Annotated in this window: 21 protein-coding genes; 10 read left to right on the forward strand and 11 right to left on the reverse strand. The window is 59.6% G+C overall.

Features of this window, described 5'->3' with window-relative positions; genetic code table 11:
- Positions 1 to 2: 2 nt before the first annotated feature.
- The 4 genes from phaE to phbB all read right to left on the reverse strand — a co-directional run bounded on the left by phaE (position 3) and on the right by phbB (position 3,383).
- Positions 3 to 1,247: a class III poly(R)-hydroxyalkanoic acid synthase subunit PhaE gene (gene phaE / locus ACV4UY_RS10160; RefSeq protein ID WP_491607483.1), complete on the reverse strand. Its 1,245-nt coding sequence runs from the start codon at positions 1,245 to 1,247 to the stop codon at positions 3 to 5.
- Between the two features lie 288 nt (positions 1,248 to 1,535).
- Entirely contained in the window at positions 1,536 to 1,895 is a 360-nt protein-coding gene (locus ACV4UY_RS10165; protein ID WP_420906239.1) for a phasin family protein, read from the reverse strand.
- 163 nt (positions 1,896 to 2,058) lie between these two features.
- A complete protein-coding gene (gene phaR, locus ACV4UY_RS10170) occupies positions 2,059 to 2,514 on the reverse strand; it encodes a polyhydroxyalkanoate synthesis repressor PhaR (protein WP_491607484.1) in 456 nt (151 codons plus the stop codon).
- Between the two features lie 122 nt (positions 2,515 to 2,636).
- Positions 2,637 to 3,383 (reverse strand): acetoacetyl-CoA reductase, encoded by a 747-nt coding sequence (gene phbB, locus ACV4UY_RS10175; protein WP_491607485.1) that lies wholly within the window; start codon positions 3,381 to 3,383, stop codon positions 2,637 to 2,639.
- Between the two features lie 413 nt (positions 3,384 to 3,796).
- On the opposite strand from phbB, the gene ACV4UY_RS10180 reads away from it, so the two are divergent.
- On the forward strand, positions 3,797 to 5,716 hold the full coding sequence (locus ACV4UY_RS10180; RefSeq protein ID WP_491607486.1) for an ATP-binding protein: 1,920 nt from the start codon (positions 3,797 to 3,799) through the stop codon (positions 5,714 to 5,716).
- Entirely contained in the window at positions 5,713 to 6,330 is a 618-nt protein-coding gene (locus ACV4UY_RS10185) for an ATP-binding cassette domain-containing protein (RefSeq protein WP_491607487.1), read from the forward strand. The genes ACV4UY_RS10180 and ACV4UY_RS10185 overlap by 4 nt, the downstream gene beginning before the upstream one ends.
- Before the next feature lie 122 nt (positions 6,331 to 6,452).
- Here ACV4UY_RS10185 and folD read toward each other — a convergent pair whose 3' ends face one another.
- Complete coding sequence (gene folD, locus ACV4UY_RS10190) at positions 6,453 to 7,310, reverse strand: bifunctional methylenetetrahydrofolate dehydrogenase/methenyltetrahydrofolate cyclohydrolase FolD (RefSeq protein ID WP_491607488.1); 858 nt, start codon at positions 7,308 to 7,310, stop codon at positions 6,453 to 6,455.
- A 106-nt stretch (positions 7,311 to 7,416) separates the two neighbouring features.
- Here folD and ACV4UY_RS10195 point away from each other — a divergent pair, with 106 nt between their 5' ends.
- Together ACV4UY_RS10195 and ACV4UY_RS10200 are read left to right on the forward strand one after the other, a co-directional pair.
- Positions 7,417 to 8,124, forward strand: a complete 708-nt coding sequence (locus ACV4UY_RS10195; protein WP_491607489.1) for a hypothetical protein — start codon at positions 7,417 to 7,419, stop codon at positions 8,122 to 8,124.
- Between the two features lie 15 nt (positions 8,125 to 8,139).
- Positions 8,140 to 8,934: a prolipoprotein diacylglyceryl transferase gene (locus ACV4UY_RS10200; protein WP_491607490.1), complete on the forward strand. Its 795-nt coding sequence runs from the start codon at positions 8,140 to 8,142 to the stop codon at positions 8,932 to 8,934.
- A gap of 4 nt (positions 8,935 to 8,938) precedes the next feature.
- Here the strand turns inward: ACV4UY_RS10200 and ACV4UY_RS10205 are convergent, their stop codons facing one another.
- Complete coding sequence (locus tag ACV4UY_RS10205) at positions 8,939 to 9,265, reverse strand: two-CW domain-containing protein (protein WP_491607491.1); 327 nt, start codon at positions 9,263 to 9,265, stop codon at positions 8,939 to 8,941.
- Positions 9,266 to 9,626: 361 nt separating this feature from the next.
- On the opposite strand from ACV4UY_RS10205, the gene ACV4UY_RS10210 reads away from it, so the two are divergent.
- The 4 genes from ACV4UY_RS10210 to rpmE all read left to right on the forward strand — a co-directional run bounded on the left by ACV4UY_RS10210 (position 9,627) and on the right by rpmE (position 13,791).
- Positions 9,627 to 10,841, forward strand: coding sequence for an NnrS family protein (locus tag ACV4UY_RS10210; RefSeq protein ID WP_491607492.1), 1,215 nt, complete (start codon positions 9,627 to 9,629; stop codon positions 10,839 to 10,841).
- A 73-nt stretch (positions 10,842 to 10,914) separates the two neighbouring features.
- Positions 10,915 to 11,601 (forward strand): dephospho-CoA kinase, encoded by a 687-nt coding sequence (gene coaE / locus ACV4UY_RS10215; protein ID WP_491607493.1) that lies wholly within the window; start codon positions 10,915 to 10,917, stop codon positions 11,599 to 11,601.
- A 526-nt stretch (positions 11,602 to 12,127) separates the two neighbouring features.
- A complete protein-coding gene (rho, locus tag ACV4UY_RS10220) occupies positions 12,128 to 13,540 on the forward strand; it encodes a transcription termination factor Rho (RefSeq protein ID WP_420906258.1) in 1,413 nt (470 codons plus the stop codon).
- A gap of 20 nt (positions 13,541 to 13,560) precedes the next feature.
- Positions 13,561 to 13,791, forward strand: a complete 231-nt coding sequence (gene rpmE / locus ACV4UY_RS10225; RefSeq protein WP_420906259.1) for a 50S ribosomal protein L31 — start codon at positions 13,561 to 13,563, stop codon at positions 13,789 to 13,791.
- A gap of 156 nt (positions 13,792 to 13,947) precedes the next feature.
- Here the strand turns inward: rpmE and mutM are convergent, their stop codons facing one another.
- From mutM to argB, 3 genes are all read right to left on the reverse strand, one after another.
- On the reverse strand, positions 13,948 to 14,781 hold the full coding sequence (gene mutM / locus ACV4UY_RS10230; RefSeq protein ID WP_491607494.1) for a bifunctional DNA-formamidopyrimidine glycosylase/DNA-(apurinic or apyrimidinic site) lyase: 834 nt from the start codon (positions 14,779 to 14,781) through the stop codon (positions 13,948 to 13,950).
- Positions 14,782 to 14,978: 197 nt separating this feature from the next.
- Positions 14,979 to 16,370, reverse strand: a complete 1,392-nt coding sequence (locus tag ACV4UY_RS10235) for a glutamate--cysteine ligase (RefSeq protein WP_491607495.1) — start codon at positions 16,368 to 16,370, stop codon at positions 14,979 to 14,981.
- 165 nt (positions 16,371 to 16,535) lie between these two features.
- Positions 16,536 to 17,426, reverse strand: a complete 891-nt coding sequence (argB, locus tag ACV4UY_RS10240) for an acetylglutamate kinase (protein ID WP_491607496.1) — start codon at positions 17,424 to 17,426, stop codon at positions 16,536 to 16,538.
- Between the two features lie 133 nt (positions 17,427 to 17,559).
- Between argB and ACV4UY_RS10245 the strand changes: the two genes are divergently transcribed.
- Both ACV4UY_RS10245 and ACV4UY_RS10250 read left to right on the forward strand, forming a co-directional pair.
- Positions 17,560 to 18,192 (forward strand): TIGR04211 family SH3 domain-containing protein, encoded by a 633-nt coding sequence (locus tag ACV4UY_RS10245; RefSeq protein ID WP_491607497.1) that lies wholly within the window; start codon positions 17,560 to 17,562, stop codon positions 18,190 to 18,192.
- Between the two features lie 14 nt (positions 18,193 to 18,206).
- Positions 18,207 to 18,539, forward strand: coding sequence for a P-II family nitrogen regulator (locus ACV4UY_RS10250; protein WP_491607498.1), 333 nt, complete (start codon positions 18,207 to 18,209; stop codon positions 18,537 to 18,539).
- 107 nt (positions 18,540 to 18,646) lie between these two features.
- On the opposite strand, the gene dnaQ is transcribed toward ACV4UY_RS10250, so the two are convergent.
- Positions 18,647 to 19,351 (reverse strand): DNA polymerase III subunit epsilon, encoded by a 705-nt coding sequence (dnaQ, locus tag ACV4UY_RS10255; RefSeq protein WP_491607499.1) that lies wholly within the window; start codon positions 19,349 to 19,351, stop codon positions 18,647 to 18,649.
- The coding region (gene hemG / locus ACV4UY_RS10260) for a protoporphyrinogen oxidase (RefSeq protein ID WP_491607500.1) at positions 19,348 to 20,417 on the reverse strand (1,070 nt) is incomplete at its 5' end. The genes hemG and dnaQ, both read right to left, overlap by 4 nt.

The following is a 20,417-nucleotide window of genomic DNA, read 5'->3' on the forward strand; positions in this document are numbered from 1 at the left end:
GCTTACTCTCCTTTCTGGGCGGGCGCGGCGACCAGGGCCGGCTTGGCGTTGCCGATGCGCACCGTTTTCTTGATGGCCGATTTGTCCGAGGTCGCTTCCGTGCCGGCACTCTCCACCACCGACAGGGTCGGGGCGGACGATGACTCCTCCAGTTGACGCTTCAAATCCGCCAACTCATCCCGCAGACGACGCACGCCGAGCTTTTCCATGTCATCGCGCAGAGCGTGAATCTCCGCGCTCGAATCCTTTCCCTTGAGCTCCTGCAAGGCATCCTCCAGCGCCGACAGACGACGACGCAGGGAGGCGATCTGACGATGGGCACTGTCGAGTTCGCGTCGGGTGGGCAAATTCACCGCCCCCATGGCGTTGTCCATGGTCTCGGCCACATTGCGACGCACCCGCATCAATGCATTCATCATGCGCGAATTAAGCTCGTTGAACTCCTTGGTGGTGACCGTGGCGGCATTCGCCTCCTCGTTGCAATCCACCCACAGCACATACAGATCACGCATGGTCTGCAGCTGCTTGCCCTCGGCACCCATCTCCAACAACTTCTTGTGCAGTTTGTCCAGCGCCTTCTTGGAGGTCTCGTTCATGAGAGTCTGGAACTCTTCGAACGCCTTGCGAAACTCCAGGACCAACCGCATCCCTTCTTGCATCTTCTCCTGCCGTTCGCGGTTGTACCCCACGCCCGGCGCCGACAGAAAACGCATCATCGCCTCTTCCGAGGCCTGACCACCCGTCAGCAAGGCACGCATGGTATCGTTGGCGAAGATCGGATTGGTGTTCAGAAATTCAACCCACGCTTTCATGGGATTGCTCATCATGGCGTTCATGCCGTCCAGCTTGCCCCACTGGCCCATGACACCCTGGAACGACTCCTGACCCTGGCTGAACATCGCCTTGGCCTGCTGAATCGTCTTGTCGAGCTGGGAGGTCCACTCCTGACTCAGATTGGTTCCCTCGGACATGTTCTGGAACATCTTGAACACTTCGCGACCCATGCGCATGAACTCTTCCATCGAGCCCATGGCGTGACGCATGGCCATCACCTCGGGGGTCGCCTGCGGCATGGCGAACATCTTCTGCCAGCCCATCATCCCGTCCTTGAAGAAATTCATCGGGGTTTCATTCTGCCAGGCGTTGGTCCAGGAGCTTTGGGTCACGTCCGACCAATCTTCCCACATTTTGCGTTGCAGGTTCTGCCATCCGGCCATCCAGTCACCGGTAAACGGATTTTTGTCCATGCTCGACTCCTTGAAGGGGATTCATCAGCGGCCTTGCCGTGGCGCTCCCTAAGGAGATCACCACGGGGCGGGGGGAGGCCCCCACCTTGCGAGTTTTACGAAAACAGCTTGAATCGACTTGATGAATACAGTTGTTGTTGAATACCAATAACTTGAATCGTTATTGCGGCCAGGTATCCTGGTCGAAAAAATTGGACGGCGCGTCCCTGCGCCGTTACTGCGGGGCTGTTGGTCCCACCTCGCGCCGGATGCGGAGGTCGCCCCGATGCCGGAAAAAAGGGCCTCGGATCATTCCAATCCGGCTTTGGCCTCTTCCACCAGTTTGGTGATGTTCTTTTCGATCAAATCTTTGAGTTCGCTCTGCCCCTGGGTCAGCACATCCATGGTGCGCTTGGCATTCTCGACCATCATTTTGCCCAGATTGGTGGCGATGTCCGCCTGGGTGGAGACCGCTTCCTGAATGGTCTTGGCGGAACTCAGATCCTTGAGCTGCCGGGCACCGGCGGTGATGAAACCTTCGGCGGCCTCGAGCTGTTGCTTGGTCAGTTCTTGCACGGTGCGATCGTTGATCTTCTGCAGATCGGAAATCGAATCCATCATCCGCTTGGTCAATTCCGTCATGCGTTCGGCAACCTTGTTATTGTCCATTGTTTTTGATCCTTATCGAGTGAGTGCACATGTCGTCGCAGTTTGCTGCAATGCAACAATGTTGCGGTGCAGCATAAGTGAATGCCACCAACCCTGTCAATAGATTTTTTTCAGGCCAGGAGAAAAAAATTCGTTTCCCCTCCTGACCAGCCAGGCAACGGCATTACTCTTTTTTCTTGGGCGTGGAGCCGAGAGTCAAGGAGAAGAGGCTTCCATGCAGGGAGTGCCACATCTCCAGATTGCGCCGCCCCATTTCGTTGATCAGGCTCAATGGATCGGGCGCGTTTTGGAAGATATTTTTTTGAGCCATGAAGGCATCCAGGCTCTGTTTCATCCATTCGCCCAGCGCCTCTTGCAAGGTGTCGCCATAGAATCGGATGATCATTTGCAGGGCATCGGAATCGAAAACCGGATGGCCCTTGTCCTCTTGTTCGCTGATGATCTGCAACAGGATCAGACGGGTGAGATCGGCCCCGGTGCGGTTATCGACCACCTGGAACGGGATGCGGTTCATCACCAGATCGCGTACCCCATCCAGGGTGATGTAGGCCGACTGCTCGGTATCGTACAGGCGTCGGTTGGCGTATTTTTTGATGATTCGAATCTGGGTCTCATCCATAAAATAGAGCCTCTCCTCTTCCGACCCGTTGATGAGGGGCCGGGGAGACCGCACGGGTTGCATGCGGTTCCCCGGCCTGGGCGATCATCGATCTGGTGGTCACGCCCGCGGGTGGTGGGCGATCAGTGAATGAACTGGCCGCCGTTGATGTCGATGTTGGCGCCGGTGATGAAGCCGGACTCTTCCGCGGCCAGGAAAGACACGACGCGGGCGATCTCCGACGGCTCGGCCAGACGACCGGCGGGGATCTGGGCGATGATCGATTGCAGCACATCCTCGCGGATTTTCTTCACCATTTCCGTGGCCACGTAGCCAGGGCTGACGGTGTTGCAGGTGACGTTCTTGCGGATCCCTTCCTGGGCCACGGCCATGGTGAAACCATGCATGCCGGCCTTGGCCGCCGAGTAGTTGGCCTGACCGAACTGACCCTTGCGGCCATTGACCGAGGCGATGTTGACGATGCGGCCAAAACCACGATCGAGCATGCCCGGAAAGACCTGACGGGTGAGGTTGAAGGCACTGTCCAGATTGACGCCGATCACCTGATTCCACTGATCCGGGGTCATTTTTTTGAGCACGCTGTCGCGGGTGATGCCGGCGCAGTTGACCAGCACATCCACCGGCCCGACCTCGGCCTCGATCTTTTCGACCGCCTGTTTGCACGACTCGAAATCGGCCACGTCGGCCTCATAGACCGGGATGTCGAGTCCTTCGTCGCGCATGGTTTGTTTCCACCCGTCGAGGTTGGGGCACTCGAAGACCGGCGCGCAGGTGGTGACCACCTGATACCCATCCTTGCTCAACGCACGACAGATCGCCGTGCCGATACCGCCCGCGCCACCCGTCACCAATGCAACTTTTTTGCTCATGATTCCATTCTCCTTGTTCGTTACCGGTTGTCCCTAGGATCAATCTTGCGGGCGGTTGGTTCCATGACGCCGCGGATTCGGCCTTGTCGAACCGAGCAGGTTCCACGGGCAGGGCGACCCCCCATGCCAGCGTCGAAGAGCGACGTGGCCCGCCCTTTTATTGCGATCGGGTCCTTACCATTTCGCGCATCCGGAATCGTTCCCACGTCCGGAAAGTGGTAAATTATGATAATTACCTCTTTATCTCCAATTTGCAAGGGGGCGGACCATCGATGCGCTTGTTTTGTTGCGGTTGGCCATGTCATAGTTGCAAACCGGCACAACCCTTCACCGCCCCAATCCCGGATCCTCCTCGCGGGGCATCCGACGAGATGATGCGTTGGGACCACTCATTCGGGTTGAAACAACGAGGCATGTTCTTCTTACGGATCTGGCAACGCATGCGTCTGGATGTCAAGCTGATCGGCTCGACTCTGTTGTTGCTGGCCATTCCGACGGTCCTGATGAGCTGGAACGCGGTGGTCGCCGAGCAACGGGCCCTGTCGGAGCGCATCCAGCGTCAGGGGGCCGCCCTGGCCGAGGCGGCGGCCATCTTCTCCATCGAGCCGCTGCTCACCCTGGACGACATCGTGCTCGCCAGTTACGTCAAACGACTCACCCGCACCCAGTACGACATCGGTTTCGTGCGCATTCTCGACGCCAATGGTCGGGTGATCGCCCAGGCCCCGGATCTCAACACCGTCGATTCCCTCTCTTTGGCCGCCAGCGGCACGGTACGGCTGTTTCGGGTCGATGTGCTCGTGGAGCCCGCAGATACCGAACCGATCGGCAAGGTGGAGATCGGCCTTCTCACCCGCAACGCCGATCTGGCCGCCTCCTCGCGCATCCGCGCCTTGATCGGTTGGTTTCTGGCCATCTTCATCGTGCTGGGCTTCTCTCTGTCGCTGCTGTTGAAAAAAATCGTCACGGATCCGATCCGGCGTCTCGATCACCACGCCAAGGCCCTGGGTCAGGGTGATCTCGAAACCGTCATCGCCTTGCCAGGATCCGATGAGATGGGCCGTCTGGCCGCGGCCATGGATGGCATGCGTCGCGACATCCGCGAATCCCATGCCGCCCTGAGCCGTCAGGCGGATCTCGATCGCGCCCGCAAGGCCGCCGAAGCGGCCAATCAGGCCAAAAGCTCCTTCCTGGCCGTGATAAGCCACGAAATCCGCAGCCCGATGAACGGCGTGATCGGCATGACCGATCTGTTGGCCGCCACCGAACTCACCCCGGAACAGCGTCAATACGTGGAGATCATCCAGCGCTCCAGCCATTCGCTTCTGGCGCTCCTGAACGACATCCTCGACTTCTCCAAGGCCGAGGCCGGCGCGTTGCGGCTGGAGGTGACCTCATTCAATCCCCGCGAGGTGGTGCTCATGGTGTGTGAAATCTTAAGCGCGCCGGCGTTGAGCAAGGGGTTGGCCCTGCATCACGACATCGATCCGCGCGTGCCGGTCCGGATGCGCGGGGATGCGTTGCGGCTGCGGCAGATTCTGGTCAATCTGGTCGGCAATGCCATCAAGTTCACCGAGCGCGGCGGGATTCGCGTGCTCTTGCACCTCGCGGACGAACCGTTCGAGGCGTCCTGGCCGATCGCGCTCCATTTCACGGTCATCGACACCGGCGTCGGCGTCCCCCTGGACAAACAAGAGCTGATCTTCGACCGTTTCAGCCAGGCCGATCTCTCCACCACCCGCCGTTTCGGTGGCGTGGGGCTGGGATTGACCATCTCCCGGCAGCTGGTCGGCATGATGCATGGTCGTCTGTGGCTGGAGAGTCGTGGCGAGGGCGAGGGGAGTGCCTTTCACTTCGTGGCCCGCTTCCAACCCTGTGCGACCACTGAACAGCTTTTCGACATCACCTCGATGGACTCCCTGACCGATGCGGGAGGCGCCAGTCGTCCGTTGCGGATTCTGGTGGTGGACGATGGCGTGGACAACCGCATTCTGGCCGCCCATATCTTAAGCCGCGACGGCCACCGGGTCGAACATGCCGAGGATGGTCGCGTGGCTTTGGAAAAGCTCCGCTCCGACCCTTACGACATCGTTCTGATGGATGTGCAGATGCCGGACATGGATGGCATCGTGGCCACGCGGTTGATCCGTGACGGGGTGTTGGGTGAAGCGGTCGCCAGGATACCGATTCTCGGGGTGAGTGCCGGCGCGTTGCAGGAAGAGATGGCGCGCGGATTGACCGCGGGCATGGATGCCTTTCTCACCAAGCCCTATCGGGCCTCCGCGTTGCTGGAGTCGGTCTATCGTCTCGCCGGGCGCATGGGGGAGGCGTGAGCGGCACGGATCCCCTGTTGACCTTGCGCGCGGTGTGCGTCTCCCATGGATCCGTGCCGATGGATCTGGTGGTGCGGGCCGGGGAGCGGTTGGCGATTCTCGCGCCGGAGTCGTTTGGCAAGAGTCGGTTGTTGCGGGTCATGGCCGGTCTGATCGAGCCCGCGTCCGGTGCGGTGATCCGGCCTGAGGACGGGGGAGTTGGGGTGTTGTTCCGGGTGCCGGAGTTGCGGTTCTTGTGTGCCACCCCGCGCGAGGAGGTCGGATTGGCCCCGGCGGCGCGCGGGGTGCGTGGGGATGATCTAAACGCGCGTGTCGAAGCCGCGTTGCGGCGTGCCGGGCTGGATGGGGCGTGTTGGGATCGGGGATGGCATCTGTTTTCCGCGGCTGAAAAATATCGGGTTGGCGTGGCGATTCTGTATGCCTTGCGTCCGCGACTGTTGTTGATCGACGAGCCAGGAAATCCTCTGTCCGATTCGGGAGAGGTGGGGTTGGCCGAGGATCTGCGCGTGTTTTGTCTGGAGCATGGGGTGGGGTTGGTGGTGTTCACCAGTCGGGAAGGAAGGGCCGGGTTGTTCGGCGGGCGGGTGGTCAGGATGGATGGGGGCAGGGGCTGAACGTTTGGGCGGTGCTTTACGTTAACCTGGCCGGTCGAGCAAGATTTCCCTTGCTGAGATTACGGGAACATCTCGGACACACCCCCCGGTCCCCCGTAACGGTTTCTCCCCCCTACCCCACCTCAATCCAATCCATGCGTCCGCCTGGCACTCTTGACGGTATTCTTCAACAACATCGCAATGGTCATCGGCCCCACGCCACCCGGCGACGGGGTGATGTGCGACGCCTTGAGCCGCGCGGACTCAAAATCCACATCCCCACACAACGAACCATCCGGCAGACGATTGGTGCCTACATCGATCACCACCGCCCCCTCGCGAATCCAATCACCGGGAATCATGCGCGGCTTGCCCACCGCGGCCACCAGAATGTCCGCCGAACCCACCAACGCCGGCAGATCGGCACTGCGCGAATGACAGATGGTGACCGTGGCATGGGCAGCAAGCATCAACAACGCCATCGGCTTGCCAACAATGTTGGAACGCCCCACCACCACCACATGCCTGGACTTGGGATCGATCCCCTCGACCCGCAACAACTCCATCACCCCGAATGGGGTGCAGGGCGGAAACAACGGCTCGCCAATGGCCAACATGCCAACGTTGTGAGGATGGAACCCGTCCACATCCTTGAACGGAGAGATGGCCTCCAGAATGGCCCGCTCGGAGATGTGACCCGGAAGAGGAAGCTGGGTGAGAATCCCATGCACCGCCGGATCGGCATTGAGCCGCGCAATCAATGCAAGCAAAACCTCCTGAGAGGTGTCGCCAGGCAGTTCGTGATGGAACGAAGCGATGCCGGCAGTCTCGCAGGCCTGACGCTTCATGCGTACGTAAACCTTGGAGGCCGGATCATCCCCCACGATCACCACGGCCAACCCCGGAACGATGCCGTGCCGCTCTCGCAACAAGGTCACCTCCTGGCGCAGGGTCTCCCGAATATCGGCGGCGATGCGCTTGCCATCGATCACATGCGTCATGATGCTCCTCCCAGGTAACGTTCGGTGGCCTTTCCAACCAAAAACCATTACCATAGCAGATAATCCAATCCATCGCGACCGATTTCATGGATAGCACGGTATCGACATGCAACCCCGGATGACCCACTGGACACCCCAGGCCCTGTTTGCCGCGCTCACCGGAGCCACGCTGTTCGCGACGGTGGTCTGGAGCTGGCATCAACCCGCGTTGACCACGATCGTGCTGACACTGGTTCTGATCGCCCAGCTCCAATACCATCCCCATCCGAACGACCATCGCGCCATGCTGGCCGCGGCTCTGCTCGGCACCCCCGCCGAGGCGGTCAGCGTCCACCTGGGAGAGTGGACCTACCACGCGCCAGGCTTGATCCTCGGCCTGCCGATCTGGATCCCGCTCATCTGGGCCAACCTGTTCGCCCTCTATCGACGCCTGACCCGGCTGCTTCTGGCCATGCTGCCCGCCGGAAACCCTTTCCGCGTTCCCTATGTCCGGATCCTCGCGATCCTGATATCGGTTTATGCCTTTCTCACCCTCACCCTGATGGATAAAATGCCGCTGGTCCATCTGCTCTACGCCGGATTCCTGATCGCCATGGCCGGATACTGGCGCGCGGAAACGGATCTGTCGATCTTCGTGATCGGCGCCCTGCTCGGCACCCTCGGGGAATACACCTGCGTGCAGCTCGGCTACTGGCACTACTACAACCCCTATTTCATCTCACTCGGCATCGACATCACCCTGGCCATGGATTGGGGTCTGAGCGCGGTCATCATCCACCGCATCGCCGAATCCCGTCCCGATACATCAACCTGATCCCAGAAAACCCGCATGCATCCCATCCTGGCCCACTTCGGAGAGATCACCGTCCATACCTACGGCTTCGTGATGATGGCCGCGCTCTTTTTCATCTATTTTCTGGCGCGCAAACATCGGGACGAAACTCTTCTGGAACAGTCCCATCTCGGCGACATCAGCTTTCTGGTGGTCTTTTCCATCTGGTTCGGCGGCGGATTGATCCTCCTGCTCCTCTCCGGGGAGTACTCCCTGGCCAGCCTGCGCGCCCATCTGGATCCCGCCAGACTCGAAAGCCTGAGCACCGTGGCAGTCACCACGGCCTTTTTTCTCCTGCTGGCCGGCTACTGCCATTGGAAAACATTACCCTTCTGGCGGGTCATGGATTTTCTCATCCCCTATTTCGTGCTCGGCTACGGCCTGCAACGCACCTTTGGCTGCTTTTCCGCCGGCTGCTGCCATGGCACCCCCACCACCCTGCCGTGGGGCGTGACCTTCGGCGAAACCTTCGGCATCGGTCCGCCCGCCGGAATCCCGGTCCACCCGACACAGCTCTACATGGGATTGGCGGCGTTGGCCTCCAGCCGCTGGCTGCTGACCATCCAGCCGCGCATCAAAGAAATGCCGGGAGCCCTCACCGGTCTGGGAACCGTGGCCCTGTTCGGGGTCTACTTCATGGTTTCGTTCTGGCGCGGGGATTTGAAGGGAGAGAGATTGGCCGCGGGATTGACGTCGAATCAGGGGTTCGCGCTGCTGTTGATCCTTTTGGGTGCGACGCTGTGGAGCGTCGCCGTCTGGCGCGACCGACGCCAAAAGCGTGGAAGAGGTTGAACGATCACGCCAACGTCATGGTGGCGGAGTTTTCGATGTAACGGTTGAACACCTCAAGATTGAAGGCCTTCTTGTATTTTTTCTTCAAATCGACAAAAAAGGCGCATTGATGGCAGTCGCGCTTGGACTGCTTGACCAGGGAGGCGCAGGTGTTGAGCCGCTCTGCCGGAGCCAGCGAACCGACAATGAAAATACAGGCCCGACCCCCGTTCTTGCCGCCCAGGAATCCATCCGCCATTTCGAAGGTGGCCACCGGACAGGTGCCAAGCTTGGCCTCCTTGCTCCCTCCGGGTTCTCGTCCACACTGATTTTTTTCCCAGCAGTTCTTCATGACCCCCTCCTGTGAAGATGCGATGGAAAACATGGAATGAATACTCGTTAACATTCTAGCAGATTGCATGCCAGGACGGCTATGGGGTCATTGGATTGAAATTTAAGAAATAATTTTTTGAATACCCCACACAAGCGACAGAAATTATTACATCAAATTTTGAAAAAATGGGCAATATCACGAATAAATATAACAAAAACAAATGATTGACTGATTGTAAAGAAATTTGACCGTTTGTAAAAAAATTTTTCACCTGCAAATAATCGCCATCAAGGCTTGACCGTTTCCGCGCCCCACTCGAAAATCCAGTGGCATGGCGCCCGATCCAATTCAATCACCATCCACATGGTCAAAAGATCCCATGAAACGTCTGATTCAGATCCTCGCGCCCGCGGATCAATCCTTCGCACCCATGACCTTCACCCGCCAACCGGTGCTGCATCGTTTCTGGTTGGGTGGTCTGTTGTTCGCCGGCGTGGGATTCCTGTTCGGGTTTTTCCTGTGGATGTGGCAACACGATCAACTCCCGGTCCAGGGGGACTTTTTCCTGATCCGACTCTGGCACGCCCGGGTGCAGATCGAGGGGTTCCTGGGTTCATTTCTTCTGGGGTTTGCCCTGCAATCCGGACCGCATGTCACCGGCGGCAAGCCACCTCCCTCCTCCAGCCTGTTGAAACTCACCCTTCTGCTCTGGACCGGTCTGTTCTTCTCGCTGTTCAGCCTGGAGTGGCTCGCGATGACCGGAGCGGTATTGATCAGCGTAGCGTATGGCGGGGCGGGCTATTTTCTGTTTCAGGTGACCCGACAAGGCAACCCCGGTCTCCGGGTCCAACGGGGCTATCCCCTGGCCGCCGGCATGACCCTGATGGCCGCGGCACCCTGGCTTTCCCTGGATGATCCGGGCGAGGCGCTGTTCCTGCTCTGGTGCGGACCGGTCACCATGGCCTTGGTGGCAGGACAGCAGTTGATCCAGAACGTGCTCGGCGGTCGTCTGCTCCAGAACCAACCCGCGCGCCTGTTCGCCATCACCCTGGCCCTGGCCTGGCTCTTCTCGGCGCTCGCGGGTCTGACACCTCTGGAAATCTGGCCCTTGGCCGGCGCGGCCTGGCTGGTCACCCTGTTTTTTCTCCTGCACGGTACCCAATTCTTTGTGGCCGCGTGGCGCATGGGATGGGCATCGATCAACGTCACCCTGACGCTCGGCTTTCTGCATGCCCTGCTGGCGGCGGCCTGGCTGGTGACCGGGGAGGGATCGCCGGATGTGGCGGTCCATCTGTTGGGGGTGGGCTGCCTGACCACGCTGATCATCGGCGTGACCGTGCGCGTGGCGGGATTTTTCTCGGCGGGTGCGGTGATGGGGGATCGGGTCGCCTCCTGGCTGCTGCTGCTCTGGGCCGGCGTGGCCTGGACGCGCGGATTCTTTCCAATCCTGGCCATGCCCGAGCGGTTGACCCTCTGGATAAGTCTGGCGGGCGCGCTCATCCTCGGATACTGGGGCGTGCGTACCGCGGACCGGCTGTTGAAAATTCACACCCTGGTGCCGGTGAGTCTGGGCGGAAGCAAGCCCGATGCGTGAGAGCCTGTTTGGCCTTGGTCAAACCGACTCCATGTAACCCAAGATCCGCGATGGGGATGCGACTCGAGGAACCATGCTCTATCTGCTCGGCATCACCGGCTCCATCGGCTGCGGCAAATCGACCGTCACCCGCCTGTTGGGCGAACGGGGAGCCCTCACCCTGGATGCCGACCAACTGGCCAGACAGGCGCTCGCACCCGGCTCCCCGCTCCTGGATCGGGTGGCCGAACGGTTCGGCGCGGACCTGCTCACCCCGGATCGGATCCTGAATCGCCCCCTGCTCGCCGAACGGGTCTTTTCCGACCCGGATCAACGCCGTGCGCTGGAAGGACTCATCCATCCGCATGTCTTCACGTCGATGGCCACGAGCCTGGACCGGTGGGATGCCCAAACCGCGCCAGGTCAACGCCGCATCGTCGCCCTGGAGATCCCCCTGCTGTTCGAAACCGGATCCGAATCCCTGTGCGATTCGATTGCCGTGGTGATCTGCGGCGACCGTCAGACCGAACGACTTGCCGAACGCACCAATCTCACCACCACCACACGTCAAAACATCATCGCCCAGCAGCTCCCCGAGACGATCAAACAGCAACATGCCGACTGGATCCTCGACAACCGATGCGATGCGGAGACTCTTTTGTCACAAATTCGGGACCTTTGGAAACGACTGACCGGTCAATTTCCTGCGCAAGATCCCGCCTGGCCGGGTCAATGGAACGCTTATCGGTTACAAAATCATACGGTATTCGACGGTTCGTGATTTTGTGTTTGACTTTTGCAAATTCCATGGCTAGAATTTTGGCATTTCATCCTGACTACAGATATCTAAATCCCGCGCGCCACGCCAAAAACCAATAGTCCCGACGCCCAGACGCGTCTCAAGCGTGCGCCAATCGTGCCCAAATCGTGCCCAAATCGTGCGCCAATCGTGCCCAGATCGTGGATCGCCCCGAAACTTTCCAAAGACCACTCGAAGCCCGATCAAACCTTTTCCCGACTTAGTTGACCTCGCACGAAGGATCGTGTCTGAATCTTAGGATCCACAGCTCAATCCATGCCGTTTGCGCGCGGTCCGTCTTGTCAAGTCTCTGCTTGACCGAACAACTCCCGCCAGGGAATTCTCGGTCGGAGAGAGGGGAATTCCCCATCTTGCAAGTTTTGTCAAACGCGCCGGATGGTTGTTTTTACCGTGGAAATTGCTCATGAAAATCCACGCCCAGGGGGGTGAGGGGGATCTCCCCGCATCTTACAAATTTCCAATCCTTGCTTAAGATCGCTGTCACCGCATGCCAAAAAAACGTATACACCCGCAAACCGATCCCACCGCCGACTCTCCGGATCTGGCGCAACCCCCGTTCTCCGGCGATGACGACCTCGGACCACCACCCGCTCCTCGTCCGGACACGCCTCCCTCGAGAACCGATCGCCATCCCATCACCCATTTGAGCGACTTGAAAGCCCTTCCGGTCACCACCCTGTCGGAAATGGCCTCCGCGCTCAACGTGGAAGGTCTGATGGGGATGCGCAAGCAGGAGTTGATCTACGCGATCCTCAAGGCCGAGAGCGCCAACAACAACGCACAGATCTATGCCGAGGGGGTGCTTGAAGTCCTCCAGGACGGCTTCGGATTCCTCCGTGCTCCGGACACCAACTATCTCCCCGGTCCGGATGACATCTACGTGTCGCCGTCGCAGATCCGTCGTTTCGGGTTGCGCACCGGGGATGTCGTGGAGGGGCAGATCCGTTCCCCCAAGGAGAGCGAACGTTATTTCGCTCTGTTGCGGGTGGAAAAGATCAACTACGAGGATCCCATCAAGGCGCGCAACAAGATCAACTTCGACAACCTCACCCCGCTCTATCCGGATCAGCGGCTGGTGATGGAGTTGCCCGACCATTCGTCCATCAAGGATGCCGGCACGCGGGTGATCGATCTGTTGTGTCCGATCGGCAAGGGGCAGCGTGGTCTGATCGTCGCCCAGCCGCGCACCGGCAAGACCATGCTCATGCAGAGCATCGCCCACGCCATCGCCGAAAACCATCCCGAGGTGATCCTTCAGGTTCTGCTCATCGACGAGCGGCCCGAAGAGGTGACCGACATGAAGCGGTCGGTCAAGGGTGAGGTGGTTTCGTCCACCTTCGACGAGCCGGCCACCCGGCATGTTCAGGTGGCGGAAATGGTGATCGAAAAGGCCAAGCGTTTGGTCGAGCACAAACGGGACGTGGTGATTCTGCTCGACTCCATCACCCGTCTGGCGCGTGCCTACAACACGGTTGCCCCCTCTTCCGGCAAGGTGCTTTCCGGTGGTATCGACGCCAACGCCTTGCAGCGTCCCAAGCGGTTCTTCGGTGCGGCGCGCAACATCGAGGAGGGCGGATCGCTCACCATCATCGCCACCGCGCTCGTGGAGACCGGTTCGCGCATGGACGAGGTGATCTTCGAGGAGTTCAAGGGCACGGGCAACATGGAGGTGAGTTTGGATCGCAAGCTCGTGGAGCGGCGCATCTTCCCGGCCATCGACATTGCCCGTTCCGGCACCCGCAAGGAGGAGCTTTTGATCGACAAGGACGATCTGAGCAAGCTCTGGGTGTTGCGTCGCATCCTGTTGCCCATGGGTCCGCAGGATTCGATGTCATTTCTCCTGGACAAAATCAAGGCAACCAAGAATAATGCGGAATTTTTCGCCAGCATGAACAATTGATGGTCAAGGAAGGGACAGCCATGAAAAACGATATCCATCCCCAGTACAAAGACGTCACCTACACCTGCATTGGTTGCGGTCATGTTTTCAAGACCCGTTCCACGGGTTCGGATTTGACTTTGGGCGTCTGCTCCGAGTGTCATCCCTTCTACACCGGCAAGCACAAGCTGGTGGACACCGCGGGTCGCGTCGAGCGGTTCATGCAGAAGTATGGCAAGCAGCAGTACACGGCCAAGCCGGTCAAGCACTGAGCTTTAGCGGTCCGGGACTTCAGGGTCTCTGGTCAGGCGTGGGATGAAAGTCCCACGCCTTTTTGTGTTTGGGTGTTTGTCTGGGTATTTGTCGGGTTGGGATCGGGGTTTTGGGTCGAAAGCAGACTGGCCCAGGCTGTATGACCGGATGGCTCGTCACGCCTGGAAAGATTCGGGTTGGCAGTGTGGGCAAAAAAAGGCGGATCGCTGCCCCAGGCGTTGTGACCGAATCGGCGCAGCGCAGATGGGGCAGGTTTGGCCGGTTCGACCATATACGTTCAGTTCTATTGAAAAATATCCAGGCTTTCCATCGCTCTGCCGATAATCCCGCAAGGTGGTTCCGCCTTGACGAATGGCGGCTTCCAGCACCTGCTTGATGGTACGGGTCAAACGGATGCATTCGTCGGGCTTGAGGGATCCGGCGGGTCGAGCCGGATGCACGCCGGCCAGAAAAAGGGCTTCGTTGGCGTAGATGTTGCCCACCCCGACCACCACGGCACCTTGCATGATCAGAGATTTAATCGCCACGCGGCGTCCTCGGCACCAGGCGGCCAGGTGATCGGCATGAAAGGTTGGCTCCAGGGGTTCGGGTCCGAGTTTGGCGAGCAGGGGGTGATGGTGCCAATCGCCCTCGATCCAGAGCAGGGCGCCGAAGCGACGCGGATCGCGCAGGAGCAGGTGGGTTCCGTCGTCAAACTCCCAAATGACGTGATCGTGGCGTGTGGCAGGGGTGGCAGGGTTCTGGATGAGCAATTGTCCCGACATGCCCAGATGGATCAATTGGTGGCCGGCATGCATGGACCAGAGCAGGTATTTTCCGCGGCGGTGCAAGGTATGGATGGTTTGGCCGACGAGGTTTTGTCGCAGGGTATCGATGGGGATGGGCCAACGGAGTTTAGAGGTATGGATGGATAGGTTTTGGATGGTTCGGCCCACCAGGTGGGGGGTGAGACCAGCGCGGATGGTTTCGATTTCGGGGAGTTCGGGCATGGGGGTTGGGGAGCAGAGGGTTGGGGGTGACACTGGATTGGCTGTCTGGAGTCGGATCACCGGGGATGGTCCCCCCGGTTTTCTTTCAAAGACGGTCTTTTAAACCGCGTCTATTTTGAGATGCGTCGTTTCCCGCAAGGCCACAGTGCAAAATACGAGCTTCGTTTCCAAACTTGCATGATGGGGGGAGAACCCCCTCACCCACACTCGGCCAAAAAGGTCTCGAACTCCTGCTCCACGAACACCGGCTCCACCCGCCCACCCCAACGCTGCCGGTAGGCCTCCAACATCCGCTCCGCGGGTGTCACCCCACTGGCCGCCGTGGCAAAAAGAGGCTTCAAAAACATCGTCTCGTCACACCCCTTGGCGTTCAACCGACTGTGCGCGGCCAACCCGGCCTTGGCGTGCGGCAAGACCTCCAACGCCAAATCCCGCAAGGTGCGATGGCCGGGAATCGGCGTCCGCAACGCCAAACGCGGCACCTCGGCATGAATCGCCGCCCGCTCCTCATGTTCCCAATCCTTCACCAACTCCCAACAGGCCGATATCGCATCCTCGTGGTAAAGAATCCCCTTCCAGAAGGCCGGCAGGGCACACAACGTCGCGGAATTGCCCGCGTCTGCGCCTCGTGTCTCCAGATAGCGCTTCAACCGCACATCCGGAAACAACGTGGTCAAATGGGTCTCCCAATCGGAAAGGGTGGCGTGAACGCCCGGCAAGGCCGGATGCCTGCCCTCCAGAAAGGCCCGAAACGGCACGCCCCCCGCATCGCGATAGGTTTTGTCGCGATGGATGAACAACATCGGGGTATCGAGCGCATATTCGACATAACGTTCGAAACCGAATCCCGCCTCGAAAACGAACGGCAGCCAGCCGCACCGATCCGGATCGGTGTGGCGCCAGATCCAGGCCCGATGCGACAAGAAGCCGGTCGGCTTGCCATCCATGAACGGAGAATTGGCGAACAACGCGGTCACCAAAGGCTGCAAGGCCAGCGCCAGCCGGAACTTGCGCACCATGTCGGCCTCGTCGCCGAAATCGAGATTGGCCTGAACCGTGGCGGTACGCGCCATCATGTCAAGACTCAGATGACCACGGGTGGGCAGATAGGCACGCATGGCCCGATAACGCCCCTTGGGCATCCACGGAATCGCCTCGAAGGGCCACAAGGGCTGCGCGCCGATCCCCAGAAAAGCCACCCCCAACTCGCGACACACCTGGCCGAGTTGATGCAGATGGTCGTCGATCTCCTGCCAGGCGGCATGAATGTCCTTCATGGGCGCGCCGGAAAGCTCCACCTGTCCGCCCGGTTCGAGGGTGATGGCCGCCCGATCCTTCTTCAAGGCGATCGGTCGGCCCTGTTCAAGCTCGATCTCCCAACCGAAACGACTGGCCATTCCGGTCAACAGGGTCTCGATGCCGTTGGGACCCTCGTAGGGAATGGGCCGGAGATCATGCTTGTCAAAGCCGAACTTTTCGTGTTCCGTGCCAATGCGCCACTCCCGGGACGGCTTGCAACCCTGTTCCATCCAGGCGATCAACGCATCCTTGCCAAGCGGTTGGCCAGGCATTTCGTTCTGTTCAGGCATGGCGGCACCGGATTTGCACGACAACGGGTGCGATCATTTTTTGACCCTTTCCATGGACCGCCGATGGCGGCCTTGATTTCAACCCAACACGTTCGAACCCTTGTCGCGATGCCATATCTTTCACCGCATTGGCAGGTCCGGTCCAAACCATCCCGAAAGGGAGGGTCATGCCACCAGCGTGCCGATTCCCTGATCCGTGAAGATCTCCAGAAGCAGGGCATGCTCCACCCGGCCATCGATGATGTGGGTGGTGGTCACCCCGCCGCGCCGCGCCGCCAGACAGGTCTCCACCTTCGGAATCATGCCGCCGCTGATCACACCCTCGCGAATCATCCGGGTCGCCTCCGTGGCCCCGAGACGGCTGATCAACCCCCCGTCCTGATCGCGCACGCCGGGAACGTCGGTCAGAAGAATCAGCTTTTCCGCCTTCAACGCCGCGGCCACCTTGCCGGCCACCGCATCGGCGTTGATGTTGTAGGTCTCGCCGGCACGACCCACCCCCACCGGCGCCACCACCGGAATCACGTCGGAATTCCGAAACATCTCCAAAAGCGTGGTATCGACCTCCTCCACGTCGCCGACCCAACCCAGGTCGATCAGCTCTTCGGGCTGTTCCGGATCCGGAGCCGCCTTGCGTTTCGGCGGACGCTTGCGCGCCAGGATCGTGTGACCATCCTTGCCGGACAATCCGGCGGCCCGACCACCGTTGAGGTTGATCAGGTTGACGATATCCTTGTTGACCTTGCCGGCCAACACCATTTCGACCACGTTGACGGTCTCCTCATCGGTCACCCGCTGTCCGTCGATCATCCGGGGTTTCAACCCCATGCGTGTCATGGTCTGGCTGATCTGCGGTCCGCCGCCATGCACCACCACCGGATTGATCCCGATCTGGCGCAGCAGAATCACATCCTGGGCGAAACTCTTCTTGAGACTCTCATCGACCATGGCGTGACCGCCATACTTGATCACAAAGGTGGCGCCATCGAATCGGCGCATGTAAGGCAAGGCCTCGACCAGCACGCGTGCCTTGCTGACATGGTTGTCCAACGACATATCGGCTCCTTGGAATCGCTTGAGGCAATCAATGGAAAAAGGGTCGGGGCTTGGGGCTTTCCTGGTTGACGAACCCCGCCAAACAGGCATCATAAATCGAAACGGATTACTTTCAACAGGATCGGGTTTACGCATGAACGAATTTTTTCCGCCCTCAAGGCGTGGTGGCCTTGAAATCAAATGGATCACGGCACTTTGCCTCGGTCTGTTGCTGGCCATGCAAGCCCTGCCAGCCCTGTCCGAGGATCGCTATGTCGCGGATGAACAGATCAATCTGCGCCGTTCGGCGGGTTTGAACGCCCCGGTGATCCGCACCCTCAAGGCCGGGGACAAGCTGGAGTTCTTGGAAAGCAACGGTTCCGGATGGGATCATGTCCGTCTTTCCGACGGCAGTGACGGCTGGGTGGCGCATCGTTCCCTCTCTGCCAAGATCCCGCCGGAGATCGAACGCAACCAGCTGCGTGCCGAGATCGACGAGTTGCGCGCCAAGCTGGTGAACCAGGAGAAGCTCCAGAACGAACTCAAGCGCATCCAGGAGGTCTCCCGCAACGCCCTGCGCATCGAGCAGGAGAATCAGGAGTTGGTCTCCAAGACCTCACGACTGGAAAAGGAGCTGAAACAGGCCAACGATGAGAACCGCATCTTGGAAAAGCAGTCCGACACGCTTTTTTTTCTGGCGGGTGCTGGTGTGTTGATCGTTGGTTTCATTGCCGGACTCATCATGCGGCGGCGGCGTAGAACCTCCTCTTACGGCAGTCTGGAATGAGCACGGAGGGTCGCATGCGTTTCAAGCTGATCGTGGTGACCATCCGTTCCGACTTGAGCGACGGAATCGTGGCCGCAGCACGCAAATCCGGCGCGACCGGCGCCACGATCATTCCCGCGCGTGGTGTGGGCATTCATGGTGTCAAGACCATTTTTGGTCTGACCCTCGACATTCAGCGTGACATGATTTTGTTTTTGGTCGAAGAGCATCTGGTCAAGCCGGTTTTAAAGACCATCAAAAAAGTGGGGGCTTTTCATCAACCCGGCTCCGGCATTGCCTTTGTCCTTGATGTGGAAAAGGCAGTGGGTCTGGAGAGTCAGGTGCCCAATTTCATCGATGAGGTATGAGGAGGCGGGCCACGAATGGCCCGTGTCGGCTGTTTGGCATTTGCCAAACAGCCTTTCAAGTCGGGGACCTTCGGTCCCCGGACCCTTGCGACCGTTGAATCACCCTCTCAATTCGTCCACAAACAAGCACCATGCTCTTTCTGCATGAACTCCAGAAACGCCGCATGGGCCTGCTCTTCCTCCCTGGCGATCGGCCAGGCACGCACCGGACGAACCACATCCCCCACGGTCACCGCCTGCTCCGTGGTTGCGACCTTAACGACAACCTCCTCAACCCCGCCGGTCAAATCCATCGCGAACTGCGCGCCGCCATTCAAGGCAACATACACTTCGGCCAACAGCTCGGCATCCAGCAACGCGCCATGCAACTTGCGATGCGCGTTATCAATCTTCAACCGCTTGCAGACCGAATCCAAATCAGCCTTGGCCCCAGGAAAACGTTTTCGCGCCAACATCAGGGCATCGATCACCCGGGAACCATCCAGCAGGGGTCGTTTGATCCGCGCCAGTTCGGCATTCAGAAAACCCAGATCAAATCCGGCATTGTAAATCACCAGCTGATCCGAACCGATAAAAGCCAAAAAGTCCTCGGCAATTTTCCTGAAAATCGGTTCATTGGCCACCTTTTCATCGGTGATGCCGTGAATGCGGGTCGCCTCGGCGGGAATCGGTCGTTCCGGATTGATGAACCACTGCCGTGTCGCCCCTTTGCGCATATGAATCAGCTCCACGCAGCCAATCTCGACGATGCGATCCCCCCTGTTGGGGGAAAGTCCGGTGGTTTCGGTATCCAGGGCAATCAGACGGGTCATGCGGGTTGTCCCTCCTCCTCTTCCGGCTCTTCCGGCAGTTCACCGGTCATACGTTTGGCCAGCTTCTCGGCGTTGAGCACGCAATCCGATACCGAGATGCCATCCCGCCAGTTGGCGCGGGTGTGAATCCCCGGATAGGCTTTCAGAATCTTGTCCAGCGCCTTGATCCGGTTCAGATGGCCGACGTTGTATTGCGGAATGGCCTGCTGATAACGGGTCATGCGCAGCCATTCCGGTTCGCCGCGAATGCCCAGGGTATCGGCCAGATCCTTGCGCACCCAGGCTTCGAGTACCGGATCGGGCATGGTCAGGGCCTGGTGATCCATGGCCCCACCGATGAAGCTGGTCAACAACACTTTGTTGTCCGGCGCGCGTCCGGGAAAAAGCGACGAGGAGAAGAGCGCACCGAGCAGACGTACCCGTTCGCGACGGGGCAAAAGGAACCCGAATCCATCCAACGGATGGCTCACCTGGTCGCGGGCATAACCCAACGCGGTCGAGGCGACCGGCGCATAAGCGATACCCGCCAACAATTGACTGGCGGCGGGAAGGGTGGTGAAGAGCGCCTTGGCCGCCGCGTGGGCCGGCATGGCCAATACCACCCGTTCGGCCCGTTCCAAACCCCGTTCACCTTGGGCATTGCGCCATTCCACCTGCCAGCCGCCCTCGACCGGACGCACGGTGACCACCTCGATTCCGGTGCGCACCGTGCCGGCGGGAAGACGAGCGGTGATGGTGGCCGGGAGCAGTTCCAGACCTCCATCGAAGGTCACCAGTCGTCCCCGAGGCATGCCCATTGCCTTGTTTTTCCTGCCGACCATGATGCCGCCGACGATCAGGGATCCCCAGCTTTGTTCCAGTTGATGCACCTTGGGTGCCGCCGCCGCCACCGACAAGCTGCCTGGGTCGCCGGCGTAGACTCCGGAGATGAAGGGATCGATGGCGTAGTCGAGGAACTCCCGTCCCAGGCGTCGGGTCACGAATTCGGCGATATGTTCTTCGTGGTGAACCCAGCCGATGAGGGGTTCGGCCAGAAGTCGCAATTTGGCCCATGGGGAGAAAATCG

The organism is Candidatus Magnetaquiglobus sp. (assembly GCF_058402785.1).

Coding starts and splice junctions, on each gene's coding strand:
- rho (WP_420906258.1), top strand. CDS start 12,128: ATGCCAAAAAAACGTATACACCCGCAAACCGATCCCACCGCCGACTCT.
- ACV4UY_RS10245 (WP_491607497.1), top strand. CDS start 17,560: ATGAACGAATTTTTTCCGCCCTCAAGGCGTGGTGGCCTTGAAATCAAA.
- coaE (WP_491607493.1), top strand. CDS start 10,915: ATGCTCTATCTGCTCGGCATCACCGGCTCCATCGGCTGCGGCAAATCG.
- phbB (WP_491607485.1), bottom strand. CDS start 3,383: ATGAGCAAAAAAGTTGCATTGGTGACGGGTGGCGCGGGCGGTATCGGC.
- phaE (WP_491607483.1), bottom strand. CDS start 1,247: ATGGACAAAAATCCGTTTACCGGTGACTGGATGGCCGGATGGCAGAAC.
- ACV4UY_RS10210 (WP_491607492.1), top strand. CDS start 9,627: ATGAAACGTCTGATTCAGATCCTCGCGCCCGCGGATCAATCCTTCGCA.
- folD (WP_491607488.1), bottom strand. CDS start 7,310: ATGACGCATGTGATCGATGGCAAGCGCATCGCCGCCGATATTCGGGAG.
- ACV4UY_RS10205 (WP_491607491.1), bottom strand. CDS start 9,265: ATGAAGAACTGCTGGGAAAAAAATCAGTGTGGACGAGAACCCGGAGGG.
- dnaQ (WP_491607499.1), bottom strand. CDS start 19,351: ATGACCCGTCTGATTGCCCTGGATACCGAAACCACCGGACTTTCCCCC.
- ACV4UY_RS10165 (WP_420906239.1), bottom strand. CDS start 1,895: ATGGACAATAACAAGGTTGCCGAACGCATGACGGAATTGACCAAGCGG.
- ACV4UY_RS10235 (WP_491607495.1), bottom strand. CDS start 16,370: ATGCCTGAACAGAACGAAATGCCTGGCCAACCGCTTGGCAAGGATGCG.
- ACV4UY_RS10180 (WP_491607486.1), top strand. CDS start 3,797: ATGTTCTTCTTACGGATCTGGCAACGCATGCGTCTGGATGTCAAGCTG.
- argB (WP_491607496.1), bottom strand. CDS start 17,426: ATGTCGTTGGACAACCATGTCAGCAAGGCACGCGTGCTGGTCGAGGCC.
- mutM (WP_491607494.1), bottom strand. CDS start 14,781: ATGCCCGAACTCCCCGAAATCGAAACCATCCGCGCTGGTCTCACCCCC.
- rpmE (WP_420906259.1), top strand. CDS start 13,561: ATGAAAAACGATATCCATCCCCAGTACAAAGACGTCACCTACACCTGC.
- ACV4UY_RS10200 (WP_491607490.1), top strand. CDS start 8,140: ATGCATCCCATCCTGGCCCACTTCGGAGAGATCACCGTCCATACCTAC.
- phaR (WP_491607484.1), bottom strand. CDS start 2,514: ATGGATGAGACCCAGATTCGAATCATCAAAAAATACGCCAACCGACGC.
- ACV4UY_RS10195 (WP_491607489.1), top strand. CDS start 7,417: ATGCAACCCCGGATGACCCACTGGACACCCCAGGCCCTGTTTGCCGCG.
- ACV4UY_RS10250 (WP_491607498.1), top strand. CDS start 18,207: ATGCGTTTCAAGCTGATCGTGGTGACCATCCGTTCCGACTTGAGCGAC.